This is a genomic window from Nitrospina gracilis 3/211, from assembly GCF_000341545.2.
In the GTDB taxonomy this organism is placed as follows: domain Bacteria; phylum Nitrospinota; class Nitrospinia; order Nitrospinales; family Nitrospinaceae; genus Nitrospina; species Nitrospina gracilis.
This window is the reverse complement of sequence record NZ_HG422173.1, coordinates 834,331-850,165: the sequence shown is the minus strand read 5'-3', so window position 1 is coordinate 850,165 and position 15,835 is coordinate 834,331. Positions and strand designations below refer to the sequence as shown.

15 protein-coding genes are annotated in these 15,835 nt (G+C 59.3%); 13 read left to right on the top strand and 2 right to left on the bottom strand.

From position 1 onward, the window contains the following. Together recN and TX82_RS03965 are read right to left on the bottom strand one after the other, a co-directional pair. Positions 1 to 1,722: a DNA repair protein RecN gene (gene recN, locus TX82_RS03970; RefSeq protein WP_005007280.1), complete on the bottom strand. Its 1,722-nt coding sequence runs from the start codon at positions 1,720 to 1,722 to the stop codon at positions 1 to 3. A gap of 8 nt (positions 1,723 to 1,730) precedes the next feature. Next, positions 1,731 to 2,417 (bottom strand): TRAP transporter TatT component family protein, encoded by a 687-nt coding sequence (locus TX82_RS03965; RefSeq protein WP_187291903.1) that lies wholly within the window; start codon positions 2,415 to 2,417, stop codon positions 1,731 to 1,733. 222 nt (positions 2,418 to 2,639) lie between these two features. On the opposite strand from TX82_RS03965, the gene TX82_RS03960 reads away from it, so the two are divergent. From TX82_RS03960 to TX82_RS03890, 13 genes are all read left to right on the top strand, one after another. Further along, on the top strand, positions 2,640 to 3,302 hold the full coding sequence (locus TX82_RS03960; protein ID WP_187291902.1) for an MlaC/ttg2D family ABC transporter substrate-binding protein: 663 nt from the start codon (positions 2,640 to 2,642) through the stop codon (positions 3,300 to 3,302). 91 nt (positions 3,303 to 3,393) lie between these two features. Beyond that, a complete protein-coding gene (gene rimO / locus TX82_RS03955) occupies positions 3,394 to 4,725 on the top strand; it encodes a 30S ribosomal protein S12 methylthiotransferase RimO (RefSeq protein WP_005007274.1) in 1,332 nt (443 codons plus the stop codon). 74 nt (positions 4,726 to 4,799) lie between these two features. After that, positions 4,800 to 5,894 carry a 6-phosphofructokinase gene (locus TX82_RS03950; RefSeq protein WP_005007272.1) on the top strand — a complete coding sequence of 365 codons (1,095 nt, stop codon included), beginning with the start codon at positions 4,800 to 4,802 and terminating at the stop codon, positions 5,892 to 5,894. Between the two features lie 1,027 nt (positions 5,895 to 6,921). Next, complete coding sequence (gene rpsB, locus TX82_RS03940; protein WP_005007262.1) at positions 6,922 to 7,764, top strand: 30S ribosomal protein S2; 843 nt, start codon at positions 6,922 to 6,924, stop codon at positions 7,762 to 7,764. Between the two features lie 197 nt (positions 7,765 to 7,961). Then, a complete protein-coding gene (tsf, locus tag TX82_RS03935; protein ID WP_005007260.1) occupies positions 7,962 to 8,555 on the top strand; it encodes a translation elongation factor Ts in 594 nt (197 codons plus the stop codon). Next, entirely contained in the window at positions 8,552 to 9,289 is a 738-nt protein-coding gene (pyrH, locus tag TX82_RS03930) for a UMP kinase (RefSeq protein WP_005007259.1), read from the top strand. Before tsf ends, pyrH begins: the two co-directional genes overlap by 4 nt. A gap of 3 nt (positions 9,290 to 9,292) precedes the next feature. Beyond that, complete coding sequence (gene frr, locus TX82_RS03925; protein WP_005007257.1) at positions 9,293 to 9,847, top strand: ribosome recycling factor; 555 nt, start codon at positions 9,293 to 9,295, stop codon at positions 9,845 to 9,847. Between the two features lie 103 nt (positions 9,848 to 9,950). Further along, a complete protein-coding gene (gene uppS / locus TX82_RS03920) occupies positions 9,951 to 10,688 on the top strand; it encodes an undecaprenyl pyrophosphate synthase (protein ID WP_042250497.1) in 738 nt (245 codons plus the stop codon). 162 nt (positions 10,689 to 10,850) lie between these two features. Then, positions 10,851 to 11,651, top strand: coding sequence for a phosphatidate cytidylyltransferase (locus TX82_RS03915; protein ID WP_005007254.1), 801 nt, complete (start codon positions 10,851 to 10,853; stop codon positions 11,649 to 11,651). Between the two features lie 77 nt (positions 11,652 to 11,728). After that, on the top strand, positions 11,729 to 12,883 hold the full coding sequence (locus TX82_RS03910; RefSeq protein WP_005007252.1) for a 1-deoxy-D-xylulose-5-phosphate reductoisomerase: 1,155 nt from the start codon (positions 11,729 to 11,731) through the stop codon (positions 12,881 to 12,883). An 87-nt stretch (positions 12,884 to 12,970) separates the two neighbouring features. After that, positions 12,971 to 13,447: a 2-C-methyl-D-erythritol 2,4-cyclodiphosphate synthase gene (gene ispF / locus TX82_RS03905; protein WP_005007250.1), complete on the top strand. Its 477-nt coding sequence runs from the start codon at positions 12,971 to 12,973 to the stop codon at positions 13,445 to 13,447. Positions 13,448 to 13,775: 328 nt separating this feature from the next. Next, complete coding sequence (locus TX82_RS03895) at positions 13,776 to 14,144, top strand: hypothetical protein (protein WP_005007248.1); 369 nt, start codon at positions 13,776 to 13,778, stop codon at positions 14,142 to 14,144. A 53-nt stretch (positions 14,145 to 14,197) separates the two neighbouring features. Next, positions 14,198 to 15,793, top strand: coding sequence for a caspase family protein (locus tag TX82_RS03890; protein WP_005007245.1), 1,596 nt, complete (start codon positions 14,198 to 14,200; stop codon positions 15,791 to 15,793). Positions 15,794 to 15,835 lie beyond the last annotated feature (42 nt).

The window sequence follows — 15,835 nt, the reverse complement described above, 5'->3', positions numbered from 1 at the left end:
CTAACTTGCTCTGGATTTTCCGGTGGGGGCGGACTGGATCATCTCCCGGGCGTACTGGAGGGTGGCGTCGGTGATGGTCTCGCCGCCGGACATGCGCGCGATTTCCTCCACGCGTTCATCATAAGAAAGTTCGGTGATGGTCGAGCGCGTGCGTTTGCCCGCGACGCTTTTGTGCACGCGGAAATGCGCCGTGGCCATGCCCGCGATCTGTGGCAGGTGGGTGATGCAGAACACCTGCTTCGTGGCGGCGATCTTCTTGAGCTTCACGCCCACCTTCTCCGCCACCTTGCCGCCGATGCCCGCATCGACCTCGTCGAACACGAGGATGGGGATGTCGTCCTGCTCGTTCAAAATCGACTTCAACGCCAGCATCACGCGCGACAACTCGCCACCCGACGCGATGCGCGCCAGCGGCTTCAACGCCTCGCCCAGGTTGGGCGAGAACAGGAACTCGACGGAGCCAATGCCGTCGGCGTGTGCCTTCACCGTCTTCTTGTTGTACGTGGTGAACCCGTCCGCATCGGGTTCATAATCGAAGCGCACGCCGAACCGCACGTGTTTCATGCTGAGGTCTTTCAGTTCCTTTTCCACCGCCTTCTGCAACGTGTCCGCCGCCTGCTCGCGTTTCTTCGCCAGGTCCACGGCGAGTTTGGCCACGTCCTTCTGGTGTTCGGCGATTTCTTTTTTGAGACCGTCAACCGCTTCCTCGCCCAGCGACAGCGACTCCAGTTCTTCCCCGATTTTCCGGCGGTGTTCGAGGATCACGGCGATGTCGTTGCCGTACTTGCGCTTGAGACCGTTGATCTCCGCCAGCCGGTCCTCGATCTCCTCCAGCCGTGACGGGCTGAAGTCGATGCGCTTCACGTAGTCGCGGAGTTCCGCTTCCAGTTCCTGCGCCTCGATGAAAGCGTTGCCCGCGCGCACCGCCTGCGGCTCCAGCGCCGGGTCGATCTCCGGCAGCTTGCCCAGCTCGCGGTCGATGCGCCCCAGCAGATCCATCACGGAGCCATCGGAATCACTCAGCATGGCGAGCACCTGTTCGAGTGCCGCGTTCAGTTTTTCTGCGTGATTGAGTTTGTGTTTTTCCGCACGCAGTTCTTCGTCCTCTCCCACGCTCAACGCCGCGTCGTCGATTTCCTTCACCTGGAACTGAAGGAGGTCTTGCCGTTGCAGGCGGTCGCTTTGATGATTGAGCAGGTGGTTGAGTTGTTCGACCTTCTTGCGGTACGCGCTCCACGCTTCCTGGTACGCAGACTTTTCCTTACCGAGCTTGCCGTAGCGGTCGAGCAGGCCGACATGGTGCTCCGCGTGCAACAGGGATTGGTGATCGTGCTGGCCGTGGATGTCCACCAGCCGCTGGCCGACGGTCGCCAGCGCGGAGACGGTGAGCGGGCTGTTGTTGAGGTAGGTGCGGTTTTTGCCTTCAAGGGTGATGAGGCGTTTGATGAGGACTTCGTTGTCCTCGACTTCGATGCCGAGTTCGCGGATGGCGTCGAGCGTCGCCGGGTCGTCCACCGCAAGCACGGCTTCGACGGTGGCGGAGGATTCCGACGAGCGGATGCTGTCGGTGTCGGCGCGTCCGCCCAGGATCAAATTCAGTGCGTCGATGATTATGGATTTGCCGGCGCCGGTTTCACCGGTGAGGATGTTGAGACCGGGGCCGAACGTCACCGTCAGGTTGTCGATGATGGCGAAGTTGGTGATTCTCAGTTCCTGCAACATGGAAGGGATCAGTCCAAGCGGCGCTCGACTTCGCGCAGAAGTTCGCGGATGTGCCGGCGGTGGTCCTCCATCTGGGGTTCCTCGTTCACGGTCCCGGCCAACCGGAGGGCATCCTGAAGTTCCCGCTGTGCCTCGCGGTACCGGCGGTCGGCCAAATACGACTGGGCCAGGTAGTAATGGTTTTCCCAGTTGTCCGGTCCCAGCTGGACGGCGGTTTCCAGATGCTTTATGGATTTTTCCAGATCGCCGCCCAAAAAGAAAGGCAATTCGTAAAGCATGCGGCCGAGCGCGCGGTCGGGTCCGCCGCCGTCGAGGCCCGGGTCCAGTTGCCGCGCGCGTTCCATGTTGGTGCGGACGGGATCAATGATGTTCAGGCTGGCCCACAGTCCCTGCATCTGCCCCTGCCTTCCCAGGCACAGGCCGCGCAGGAAGTAGGCGATGCCCGCCTGCGGGTTGTGGTCGATGGCCTTGTCCACGTTATCCAGGCACCGCTTCAGGTGCTCGGCTTTCACCTGCGGCTCCCACTGCGCCAGCTTGTAATCGAGGTGGGCGAGCTGGCAGAAGTCGCGGTGCGTCAGCGGCTGGTACTGAAAGTGTTTCACCAGTTCGATCTTGGCGCGCTGAACCGCATCCCATCCCGCCTCGCCCTGGTACAGGGTGCACGGCGCGGCTTCCACCACGGAGGAATGGGCCACGAGCGGAACCAGGATGAACGCGCAAACGAAAACCGCGCTTCGCAAAACTTTTTTGAATGGGATGGATGTCATTATTAAACGAGGATACGGGCCCGCCCAATTGGCGGGCTGGGCTATAAGGAAATATTCAACCTTTAGTTTTTCATTTCCACGTGGAAAGGGCGTTTACGATATAATCGGTAGCATTACGTCGCAAACTGTATGGCAGGACTTACGCACGCTTTGAAATTTCCCACAATTTACCACAACTGCAAATTCCGCAGGCAACCAATCCGCTCCCCGCTTTTTAAAATGACGCTGGGGTTGTGCCTGTTGACAGCCTTGTTCACTGCCACTCCGGCAAGAGCGGAGTCGCCTCAGGAAGCGGTGAAATACCTGCTCGCCACCATCCAGCAGGTGAAGGAGGTCGAGTCCCTGTCGCCGGAGGAAGCGAAGGCCAACCGCCGGCACATGGACCGGGCGCTGACCTATCTGGACGTGGCGGAGGTGAGCAAACAAACCCTTGGCAAACACTGGCAACGGCGCTCACCGGAAGAACGCCAGCAGTTCACCCAGCTATTGGGCGAATTGTTTCGCTACGTGGCCTTTCCCAACTCGGCCAAATTCTTCCGCGAACTGAAGATCGAGTACAAGGGCAATTCGAAAGACGGCAATGCCGCCACGGTGCCGGTTTTAGTGCACCACAAAGACGAAGGCGAGATCCGCATCGATTTCGACCTGCTGGAATCCACCAGCCGCTGGCGCGTGGTGGACGTCATCCTCGACGGCGTCAGCATGCGCAACAACCTGAGGACGCAGTTTTACCAGATATTGAAGAAGGAAGACTTCGCCGGCCTGATGGCCCGCATGCAGGAGCGGCTGGACACCGCCCGCGGCGGCGGATGAGCCCCTCTTTCACCAGAAAAATTAGGCCCGCGCCCCCGCCCTGCGGTATGATGGCGGAACCTTATTATTCCTTAAAACACAGTCAATCCGCATGAAAAAAATCGGCATGGTCAGCCTGGGCTGTCCCAAGAACCTGGTGGACACCGAAGGCCTGCTGGGCGACCTCAAACAGAACGGTTACGAACTGACGGACAACTCCGCCGAGGCGGACGTGCTCATCGTCAACACCTGCGGCTTCCTGCAATCGGCGGTGGAAGAATCGGTGAACACCATCCTCGAGATGGCGCGGCACAAACAAAACGGCGGCAGGTGCGAACGCCTCATCGTCACCGGCTGCCTGGCGGAACGCCACCCGGACGAACTGTTGAAAGAAATCCCGGAGATCGATCACCTTTTGGGCACCAAGCAGTACCCCCTGCTCAAAAACCTGATCCGGAACAACGGCGGCCAGCGCAACCTCATCCACGAACCGGCGCAGTATTTCGAAGCGTACAATAACCGCGTCGTCACCACGCCGTTTTACTCGGCGTACATTAAAATCGCGGAAGGCTGTTCCAACCAGTGCGCGTTCTGCATCATCCCCAAACTGCGCGGACCGATCAAGAGCCGCCCTGTCGATTCCATTCTTGAAGAAGCGCGGGCGCTGGCCGAACAGGGAGTGAAGGAGATCAACCTCGTGTCGCAGGACACCACGCTCTACGGCTACGACCTGCGCATGAAGAACGGCCTGGTCGAACTGCTGGAAAAGCTGTCGGACATTGAAGGGATCGAGTGGATCCGCCTGTTCTACTGCTATCCGACGGTGGTCAACGATGCGTTGATCGATGCCGTGGCGCGGCTCGACAAGGTGGTCAAGTACATCGACGTGCCCCTGCAACACACGCACGACGTCATGTTGCAGAGCATGAAGCGTCAGGAACGCGAAGCGGGCGTGCGCGCCATGCTGAAGAAACTGCGCGACCGCATCCCCGGCGTGGCGCTCCGCACCACGTTCATCACCGGTTTTCCGGGCGAGACGCAGGAACACTTCGAACACATGGAAGCCTTCGTGCGCGAGATGGAGTTCGATCACCTGGGTGTGTTCGCCTATTCCGACGAACCCGGCACCACGGCGTACGACCACGCCGGCAAGGTCGATCCCGCCATCGGCGAGGAACGCCGCGACCGCCTGATGGCCGTGCAGCACGATATCGCGGTGCGCAACAACGCCGCGCGCGTGGGGCAGGTACACCCGGTGCTGGTGGAGGGACTCGATGACGAGGGCATGCTTTTGATGGGCCGCCTGCCCATTCAGGGACCGGACATCGACGGCCAGGTGATCATCGAAAACAGCCCGGTGGAGCCCGGCGAGATCGTCCCGATGCGCATCACCGGATCGCTCGACTACGACCTCGTCGCCACGGTGGACGACAACACCGATTGATCCCTGCGGGCCGACCCGCTCCTTTCCTTAACATGAGAATGGCTCCGGTTGAGCCGGGATTCAGGGAGGTGGACATGCCCTTAAAGCGCATCGGCATTCTGACCGGCGGCGGCGACTGCTCCGGCCTGAACGCCGTCATCCGCGCCATCACCCTCTCCGCCATCCGCAACCACAACCTGAGCGTCATCGGCATCGAAAAAGGGTTCGAGGGCCTGATCTTCAATCATTCTCAGGAGCTGACGCCTCGCAGCGTGCGCGACATCCTGCCGCAGGGCGGCACCATCTTGGGCACCTCCAACAAGGGCGATCCCTTCGCCTTCAAGGAACTCCATAAAGACGGAAGCATCACCACCCACGACTATTCTGCCCGCGCCGTGCAGACCTTCAGCGACCTCAAGCTCGACTGCCTGTTCGTGATCGGCGGCGACGGCTCGCTGCAGATCGCCTACAAGCTGAGCGAGATGGGCCTGCCCATCATCGCCGTGCCCAAGACCATCGACAACGACCTCGAAGGCACCGACTACAGTTTCGGTTTTCACACCGCAGTGCAGGTGGCGACCGACGCCATCGACCGCCTGCAAACCACCGGGCGCAGTCACGACCGGGTGATGATCCTGGAAGTCATGGGACGGAGTGCCGGGTGGATCGCGCTGGAAGCCGGGATCGCCGGCGGCGCGCATGTGATCCTGGTCCCGGAAATTCCGTTCGATTTCGGCCTGGTGACAGCGAAGATCCGGGAACGCCAGGCCATGCAGGCGCCGTTCAGCCTGGTGGTCGTGGCCGAGGGCGCGATGGAGAAGGATTGCCGGCCGATCACGCAGGAGGCCGCCACCACACGGCTTCAAGGCGTGCCGCAGTTGGGCGGCATCGGCAACCATCTTGCCACCCGGCTGGGACGGGACATCGACCTGGAAGTGCGGTGCACGGTGCTGGGTCACATCCAGCGCGGCGGCACCCCCATCGCCTTCGACCGGGTGCTGGGCACCCAGCTCGGCAGTTTCGCCCTGCATTCGGCGTTGAAAGGACGCTTCGGCACCATGGTGGCGCTCCGCACCCCGGATTTGAAACTGGTGCCGCTCAAGGAACTGGCCGGACGCGTCCGGCAGGTTCCGCTCGACTCCCAGCTCATCCGCACCGCCGAGTCGGTGGGCATCTGCCTGGGGCGCTGAGCGGGCACCCAAAACCTCTGGAATCCGCCCTGCAAAAAAGGCCAAAAAATTCTTTAAAAATTGTTTTGCTTTCCGCCCCGGACAATCTTATATTTTCTGTATAACCTCCCGGTTTTTGGGAAGTTATCCAAAAGTACGTAGGCCGAAACGCCTATGGTTTTTTGGTGTTCCTTTTCTTTGCTTGATCGAGACAAAATGGGAACGCTAAAAGGCACGACCAGGATGCGGGCAACCCAAATTGGACTCTCCGTCAAGAAATTTAAAAACGCCTGTACAGGCAACTTTATTTTTTCTGGAGAATGAGACCCATGTCCAAGACCATTCGCAACAACAAGCCGCAGATGGAAAAAAACCCGAAACAGCAGACCGGCCAGCCGGAACAGCGCAAATCGGCAAAACCGAAACCGTCCAAAGGCAAGTAATCGCTTAAACGGCGAAGTGAAAGCCGGGGAGGTGGCGTCCTGGTCCACCTCTTCCGGCTTTTTATTTTTGAAAAAAATAGAAGGAAGAACGAGACTTCTTTCCAAACACCCGGCGATTCCCGCCTATCCCACTTCACTTCGAAGACAGGCATCGAGATTCCCGCTTCGTACCGGAACGCTCTATAAAGAGAACCCACCTCCCCCTGCAAGGGAAAACCCGGCCGTGAACTTTAGGAAGGCGCCTTGCGGCGCACAGGCCCGGCCCGGATGCCCGGCAGCCTTCCCGCAGCGGAGCCTTGTTTCTGGGCCATTTAGAAGCTATTTTACCTTGTCTTGGTCAGGGGGGTATGATACTCTATCTGGAAGCCCTCTATAGGCCTGAAAACGGCGCAAGTCGTTTGTTTGTAATCATTTATCTCGCACGTCTCTGGACTGGACCAGGGGTGACCCGGTGGGTCCTGCCCGAACATGGCGGCGGCGAAGCCTTGTGGATTCGCAGTCGCGGCCGCATTTTACGGCGGCAGGCAGAACATACCTCGACGGGTTCCTGGTACGGGAAGAAGGAGGCGGAGGCTCAACCATTCGCAATTTAGGAGTTTTGTTTCATGGCAAACATCGCAGTCAAAGAACTTTTGGAAGCCGGGGTTCACTTCGGGCATCAAACCACCCGCTGGAATCCCAAAATGAGAGACTATATTTTTACTGCCCGAAATGGCATTCACATTATAGATCTGCAGAAGACCATCCACAAATTCCGCGAAGCGGAAAAGTTTGTGGAGAACCTGACCCAGCAGGGCAAGAAGATTCTCTTCGTCGCCACCAAGACGCAGGCCAAGGAATTGATCGCGGACGAAGCTTCCCGCGCCAACATGTTTTACATCAACCAGCGCTGGCTGGGCGGCACGCTGACCAATTTCCAGACCATCCGCAAGAGCATCGACCGCCTGCTGGGGCTGGAACGCATGGAAGAAGAAGGCAAGTTCGACCTGCTTCACAAAAAAGAAGCTCAGCAGAGGCGCAAGGAAATCGAGAAACTCAATAAATTCCTGCAGGGCATCAAGACGATGAAAGACCTGCCCGATGCGGTGTTCATCGTGGACACGCGCAAGGAGCGCATCGCGCTGGCCGAGGCCAACAAGCTGGGCATTCCCGTGGTGGCGATCGTCGACACCAACTGCGACCCGGACGGCATCGATTACCTGATCCCGGGCAACGACGACGCCATCCGGTCGATCAGCCTGTTCACGAAGCGGCTGGCGGACATCGCCATCGAAGGCCACGAGGTGTACAAGGCCAAGCAGAAGGACAAGAAGGAAGAGGCGGAGGCAAACGCCCAGAAGGGCGATTCCAAATCGGGTTCCGATTCCGGCAAGAAGAAGGAAGGGGCCGCCGATTCCAAGACCAAAGCGGACGCCAAGCCGAAGGCGGAAAAATCCGTTCCCGCTTGAACCGACCCGGCCTCGGGGTCCTTCCGGCCTGCCTGAGGTCAACCAGAGAAAACGAAATTCAACGACCGGTCTGGGCCGGCGCACACCCCGGCTGAAAGCCAGCCACGGGAAGGTGGCCCGTCCGCGCCCGGACCCGGATCGTGCACACATCAAAAACCCGGACTCAATCGATCCAGTCAACAAGAGAGGCAATCACAATGGAAGTGACAGCAGACATGGTCAAAACCCTGCGCGAAAAATCCGGCGCGGGGATTCTGGAGTGCCGCAACGCGCTCAAGGAAACCAGCGGCGACATCGAAGAAGCCATCACCTTTCTGCGCAAGAAGGGCATGGCAAAAGCGGACAAGAAAGGCGACCGCACCACGGGCGACGGCGCCATCGGTTCCTACATCCATCCCGGTGCCAAGATCGGCGTGCTGGTGGAGTTGAACTGCGAGACCGACTTCGTCGCCAAAAACGACGAGTACCAGGCTCTGCTGAAGGACATCGCCATGCACATCGCCGCCGCCAAGCCGCGCTTCACCTCCCGCGAGGACGTCACGCAGGACGTGCTGGACAAGGAACGCGAGATCTTCGCCCATCAGGCACGCGAATCCGGCAAGCCGGAGAACGTGATCGAGAAAATCGTGGACGGCAAGATGAGCAAGTTTTTCGAGGAAAACTGCCTGCTCGACCAGCCCTTCGTGAAAGACACGTCCATCAGCGTTCAGGAGCTGATCAAGCAGAAGATTGCCACGCTGGGGGAAAACATCACCGTGGGTGGGTTTTCCCGCATGGAAATCTCTAAATGAGCGACGACACGGAACCGGCGAAAGCACGTTACAAACGCATCCTGCTGAAACTGGGCGGAGAAAGCCTGGCGGAGGTGGGCGGCTTCGGCATCGATCAAAAAGCCCTGCAAGGCATCGCTGAGGAGATCGCCGAAGCCAGGAAACTGGGCGTGCAGATCGCCATCGTCATCGGCGGCGGCAACATTTTACGCGGCGCCACCGCCAGCAACCTGGGGATGGAGCGCGTCACCGCCGATTACATGGGCATGCTGGCCACGGTGATCAACGCCATGGCTTTGCAAAGCGCGCTGGAGCAGGCGGGCGTGCCGACCCGCGTGCTGACGGCTTTGGACATCCGCCAGGTGGCGGAACCCTACGTCCGAAGACGCGCCATCCGCCATCTCGAAAAAGACCGCATCGTCATCTTCGCCGCGGGCACCGGCAATCCCTACTTCACCACAGACACCGCCGCCAGCCTGCGCGCCATCGAGGTCGAGGCCGAGGTCATCTTCAAAGCCACGAAGGTGGACGGCGTCTATTCCGCCGATCCGATGCTCGACACCACCGCGGTCAAGTTCGAACAATTGACGTACCTCGAAGTTTTGAAAAAGGGGCTGAAGGTGATGGATTCCACCTCCGTCAGCCTGTGTATGGACAACAAACTGCCCATGGTCATTTTCAACGTCAGCAATCCGGATGCGATCAAGCGCGCGATCATGGGCGAATCCATTGGAACCCGGGTGGGGGCAAGCTGATTCATGGACAACTTACTCAAAGATTCCGAACGCAAAATGAAAGCGACCATCGACCACCTGCACCAGGAGTTCGGCAAGGTGCGCACGGGCCGCGCTTCCGTAGCCCTGGTCGAGGACATCAAGGTGGAGTTTTACGGCAACCCGACGCCGCTGAACCAGACCGCAACGCTGTCCACACCCGACAGCCGCACCATCTCCATAGCACCGTGGGACCCGACGATGCTGCCGGTGATCGAGAAGGCCATCTCCGCCTCCGACCTGGGGCTCAACCCGTCGAACGACGGCAAGGTGATCCGCCTCAACATCCCGCCGCTCACCACCGAGCGCCGCCAGCAAATGACCAAGATCGTGCGCAAGTATGCGGAAGAGGCGAAGATCGCCATCCGCAATATCCGCCGCGACTTCAACGACAAGATCAAGGCAATGGAAAAAGACAGTTCCATCTCTAAAGACGAGGAAAAGCGGGGCCACGACCAGATCCAGAAAATGACGGACAAGTACGTCGAAGAGGTGGACAAGATCGCCGAGTCCAAGGAAAAAGATGTGATGGAAGACTGACCGTTGCCGTATAATGGTCGCACCGGGGACGCCCGCACCGGCAGGGCCCGCCCGGCGAACCGGTACCCTTCGGAGGTTGTCGTCCTTGTACAAATCCCCACTCATGGATCAGATTGACGCTAACCGTCTACCGCGGCACATCGCCATCATCATGGACGGCAACGGGCGCTGGGCGAAGAAGAACTACATGCCCCGCGTGGAAGGCCACCGTCAGGGTGTGAAGTCGGTGGACCACATCGTCACCCTCTGCACGGAGATGCACATCCCCGCGCTCACGCTTTACTCCTTCTCCGACGAAAACTGGAACCGGCCGCGCACCGAGATCAACGCGCTCATGAAAATCCTCGACACGTACCTGCACAAGGAACTCGAACGCATGAAGCGCGAGAACATCCGCTTCAACACCATCGGCCGCGTGTACGAACTGCCCGGCGACATCCAGAACCTCATCCAGCACGCGAAGGATTACACAGCGGACAACGACGGACTGGTGCTGACCCTCGCGTTGAGTTACGGCGGGCGGCAGGAAATCCTCGATGCGGTGCGCAATGTCGTCAAGCAAGTGCAGGAAGGGAAACTGCGTTACGAGGACATCGACTTCCCCGCGCTGGAAGCGAGCCTGGCGACGCACGGCCTGCCGGAGCCGGACCTGCTCATCCGCACCAGCGGCGAGTTGCGCATCAGCAACTTCCTTCTCTACCAGATCGCGTACACGGAGTTGCACTACACCGACGTGCTGTGGCCGGAGTTCCGCGAAGACGACCTGCTGAAAGCCATCATCGACTTCCAGAGACGCGAACGCAGATTTGGCATGATCGGCGACCAGATCGTCCAAGCCTGACCAGGCAAGGCCTGGAGCAAACGTGTTCAACGCTTGAGCCTGCGAACACCAAAACATTTAGCGGCGAACGATGGCTGGCTGGCCCAAACAACAAATTGATTTGCGCAGGTTACTCCCCAAAGTTTATTCGACGGTCCAACTTTTCATGAAAGTTCCCCAACCATGAAACGCATCCTGAGCGCACTCGTATTGATCCCCGTGGTACTGGGCATCGTGCAGTACGGATCGCTGGAGCTGTTTTCCATCCTGGTGCTGGGTGCGGTGGTGGCGGGGTGGTTCGAATATTCGCGCATGCTGAACGCCATGGGCACGCCCGGCTTTCATAAACTGGGCCTGGCGTTGTGTGTGCTTCTCACCCTGTGTTTCTACATCAACGGGTTTTATTTGGTCTGGCTGGCGGTCGCGCCGCTGGTCCTGCTTCTTCACGCCCTCACGCAGGGGCCCATCCTGAAGAACAATCTGGACCAAACGGGCTACACCTTCCTCGGCGTCGGTTATGTCGCGGGCCTGATGAGCTTTTTCATCCTGATCCGGGCGCTGGACCCCGGTCATTTCATGATCTACTTCCTGTTCCTCGTGATCTGGGGAAGCGACACCGCGGCCTATTACGTCGGCCGAAGCATTGGAAAAAGCCGGCTTGCGCCCGAGATCAGTCCCGGAAAAACGGTGGAGGGGAGTTTGGGTGGACTCCTCGGCGGGGTGCTCGGCGCGCTCATCGCGAAGTACGGGTTCTGGCACGAGTTGGCTTTAAACCATTGTTTGATTATGGCGTTATTTTGCGGTATCATCGGGCAATTCGGAGATCTCGTGGAATCGATGTTCAAACGCGCCGCGGGCGTGAAGGATTCGGGCACGCTGATTCCCGGACACGGAGGGGTATTGGACCGGCTGGACAGTCTCATGTTCGCCGGACCGGCTTTCTATTGCTACGAAATCCTGATACGCAATCCTCTCCCCGTTTGACCGTTTATTTATTCAAAGCGAGTGGCCCACGTTTCGCCCTGCCGTTCGGCTCCACGTTGATTATCAGGGGTTGTTGAATGAAAAAAATTTCTATACTGGGATCGACAGGTTCCATCGGCGTCAACACACTTGATGTCATTGAGCGTAATCCGGACCGGTTCGAGGTCATCGCGCTTGCGGCGTGCAGTAATGTGGATGTGATCGCCGAGCAGGCGCGCAAATTCCGGCCGAAGCTGGTTTCGCTGTTCGACACCGGCAAGGTAGGAGCTCTGCGTAAAAAACTCCAGGGACTGAACATCGAAGTCGTCGAAGGGCAGCAAGGCTCCATCCAGGCCGCCACTCTGCCGGAAGCGGACATGGTGGTCTCCGGCATGGTGGGTTGTGCGGGACTCGTGCCCACCTACAGCGCGCTCAAGGCAGGCAAGGCCCTCGCTCTCGCCAACAAGGAAACGCTGGTGGTGGCGGGCAAGCTGATGATGGAAGCGGCGGAAGTACACGGCTGCCCCATCGTTCCCGTGGACAGCGAACACAGCGCCATCTTCCAGGCACTGAACGGCGAAAAATCCGATCGCATCAAACGCATCATCCTCACCGCGTCCGGCGGACCGTTCCGCACCTTCACCTGCGAACAACTCGAACACGTCACGCGCGAGCAGGCGCTCAAGCATCCCAACTGGGACATGGGCGCGAAGATCACCATCGACTCCTCCACCATGATGAACAAGGGGCTCGAATACATCGAGGCCAAGTGGTTGTTCGGGCTGGAGACGCAGGTGGACATCCTGGTCCACGCGCAGAGCATCATCCATTCGCTCATCGAATTCGTGGACACGTCGGTGATGGCGCAACTCGGCATGCCGGACATGCGCGTGCCCATCTCGTACGCCTTGTCGTACCCGGACCGCATCGAGTGCGATCTGCCGTCGCTTGATCTCGCGCAGTTGGGCACGTTGACGTTCGAAGCGCCGGACTTCCAGCGCTTTCCCTGTCTGCAACTGGCGCACGACGCGCTCGACATCGCGCAGACCATGCCCGCCGTGCTGAACGCGGCCAACGAGATCGCGGTGCAGGCGTTTCTCGATGAACTCATTCCGTTCAAGGACATTCCGGAAATCATCCGCATGGCGCTCAACAACCACAAGCCGACAGCGGTGAACGACATCGAAGATGTCCTGGAAGCGGACCGCTGGGCGCGCGAAGAAACCCGCAAGCTGGTCACCGTAACCCACTGAACTTTGTGAACGCCGCACCCTCCTTCCCGATCCAAACCAACGTAAAGCCGATCTGCCCCAACCCACTCGCTTCTTCCGGAGGCTTTTGTGTTTCGCATCGGTAACGGTTACGACGTGCACCGCCTGGTGGAAGGCCGCAAATTGATCCTGGGTGGCGTCGAGATTCCGCACACGCTCGGCCTCGACGGCCACTCGGATGCCGACGCGCTTCTGCACGCACTTTGCGATGCGCTTCTGGGCGCGGCCGGGCTGGGCGACCTGGGGCATCACTTCCCCGACACCGACGACCAGTACAAGGGCATATCCAGCCTGGTCCTGCTGGAAAAGGTAAACGCTTCGCTCCACGAAAAAGGGTTCACCGTGGTCAACACCGACGCCACTCTCGTTGCGCAGAAACCCAAGCTCGCACCCTTCATCGGGCAGATGCGCGAAAACATCGCGCGCACACTGGGCATCGACATCTCGCAGGTGAACGTGAAAGCCACCACCACGGAAAAATTGGGTTTCGCCGGACGCGAGGAAGGCCTCGCCGCCTACGCCGTCGCCCTCATCGAATCGCGCTGAGCTCCCCCATCCCTCTTCGCGCCTTTAATCACCCCAAAATCAGCCGCTTTGAAAAAGCTGCCCGATCGGGCCTCCCATTTTTACCCTGCTTGCTTCCATCCTGATTTTTTAGTATCGCGGATACGCCGAATCACAAAGACAGAAGGTTGGAAATTTGGTATAACGAGTTATTCCTTTTCGGGGAAATTGCCTTTACATTAAAGAGAGGGACGAATGGCCCCGGGCCCGCTATTTTCCGGGCGCGGAAGGCTAAGATGCCGGAGGGGAACCGAGATGGGAACGGACCGTGGCTCCGTTCCGCAAACGAATTTTCAGGGGGAGAGGGAACATGAACACGAAACGCTTTGCTGTTTTGGTTGTATTGTCGGGGATGTTGATGATGCTGTCGGCGTGCAGTCTGTACACGCCGTTGTCGCAACCTTCGAGTTCCGCATTGCAGTTGAAGATGGACAAACAGGATTACACCCTCCTCGGTGTGGGTACGGGAACCGCCTGTTCCAATTTCTTCTTCGGGTTTCCGTCCGGCGAGCAGACCTACCAGCAGGCGGTGAATCAGGCCGTGCAGTCGCGCAATGGCGACCTGTTGATCCAGACTTCGGCTGACCTGGAGCAGAACTATTTTCCGCTTCCGTTCTTTTATTTCTGGAGCCAGTCCTGCGTGACGGTGCAGGGACTGGTGGTCAAACTCAACGCGTAATAATCGACCCGGTTTTTTTCCGGGATTATGAACCGTTCTCAAGGTGCAGGATCATGACTGGCAACGTTTGGAAACGCATGCAATGGGCTTTCATTTTGGGCATCGCCGTCGCCCTGCTGGCGGGCGGCTGTGCGGCGTCGTTCAAGGCGACGTCTTTGAAGGAAAATTACTCTCTGCCCCCGGACCAGCTGGCCGAGATTCTGGAACACCACCTGAACGACCGGCAGTACACCTTCACCAAAAAAGCGCTCGAAAGCGGTGACGTCGTTTATGAAATCACGACCACCGGCGATCTGGCGGGGAACTCCGTCGGCTGGGTCGGCGTGGCTTCGAACACCGACATCACGCTGACCCTCTCCGGCAAGAACGGCAACCGCTCCTACGTTTCCATGACCGCCGAGAAGAGCAATCCGATGATCGAGGGCGAACCGTACCTCGAAGCGAAAGCCCTGCTGGAAGACCTGCGGGTGCGCGTGAAAGAGGAGTACGGCAACGGCACCGTGGTGGTGCAGGCCCCGGCCTCTTCCAACGGCGGCAAGATGAAGATCAGGATTTCATTCCCGCCGTTCGACTTCAAGACCGAAGACAATCACGTGCTGTTGTCGGGAAGCATCGAGGCCAACGCCGAGATCAAGGACATGCAGATTCTGTTGAACGGCGAGAAACTGCCGCAGACGCGCGACCTGTCCATCGTGCAGGGCACCAAGGGCAGTGCGTTTTCGCGCAACGTGGAGTTGAAGGAAGGTAAAAACATCATCGTCATCAACGCGGTCGATGAATCCGGCCAGGTGAAACAGCACGTCATGCACGTCACCCGTACCGCGCCGGGCCAGGCCCCGGCGGAGTTGTCGGCGGACTTCAAGGGCCAACGCTGGGCGGTGGTGGTGGGCGTGTCGCGCTACGAGCATTCAACGAAGGGCATCCCCAACCTGCGCTACGCCGATGCCGATGCGCGCATGTTCTATGAATTCCTGAAATCGCCGCAGGGCGGCGGGTTTGCCGACGACCACATCATCTTCCTCGAAAACGAAAACGCGACGCTGGCGGAGCTGAAACGGTCGCTGTTCGATTTCCTCGGCAAGGCCATCCGCGAAGACCTCGTGGTGGTGTACTTCGCCGGACACGGCGCGCCGGATCCGCTGAACCCGAGCAACCTGTTTCTTTTGACGCACGACACCGATCCCGAACAGATGCGCTCGACGGCGTTCCCCATGTGGGATTTGCAGACGGCGCTGGAGCGGTTCATCCCCTCCGAGCGCATAGTGGTGCTGGTCGATGCCTGCCACAGTGCAGGCGTCGGGGATGAAATTTCCACCCGCAACATCGGCGACGAGAACGTCATCAACCGTTACCTTTTGGAATTGAGCAAGGCGGGCAAGGGCCGCGCCATTTTCACCGCGTCGGAGTCCGGCGAGCTGTCGCATGAGTCGCCGGAATGGGGCGGCGGGCACGGCGCCTTCACCTGGTTCATGCTGGAAGGGTTGCAGGGTCCCGCGGACACCGACGGCGACGGCATCGTGTCCTTGGGCGAGATGATCGACTACACCTCCGAGCAGGTGCGCCGCGCCACCAAGAGCGGCCAGCACCCGGACACCTCCGGCCGCTTCGACCGCAATCTGCCGATGGCCGTCCTCAACACCAGCTCCTGACACCGCACCCCACGACGTGGGGAGGAAACGGGTGGATCCTTT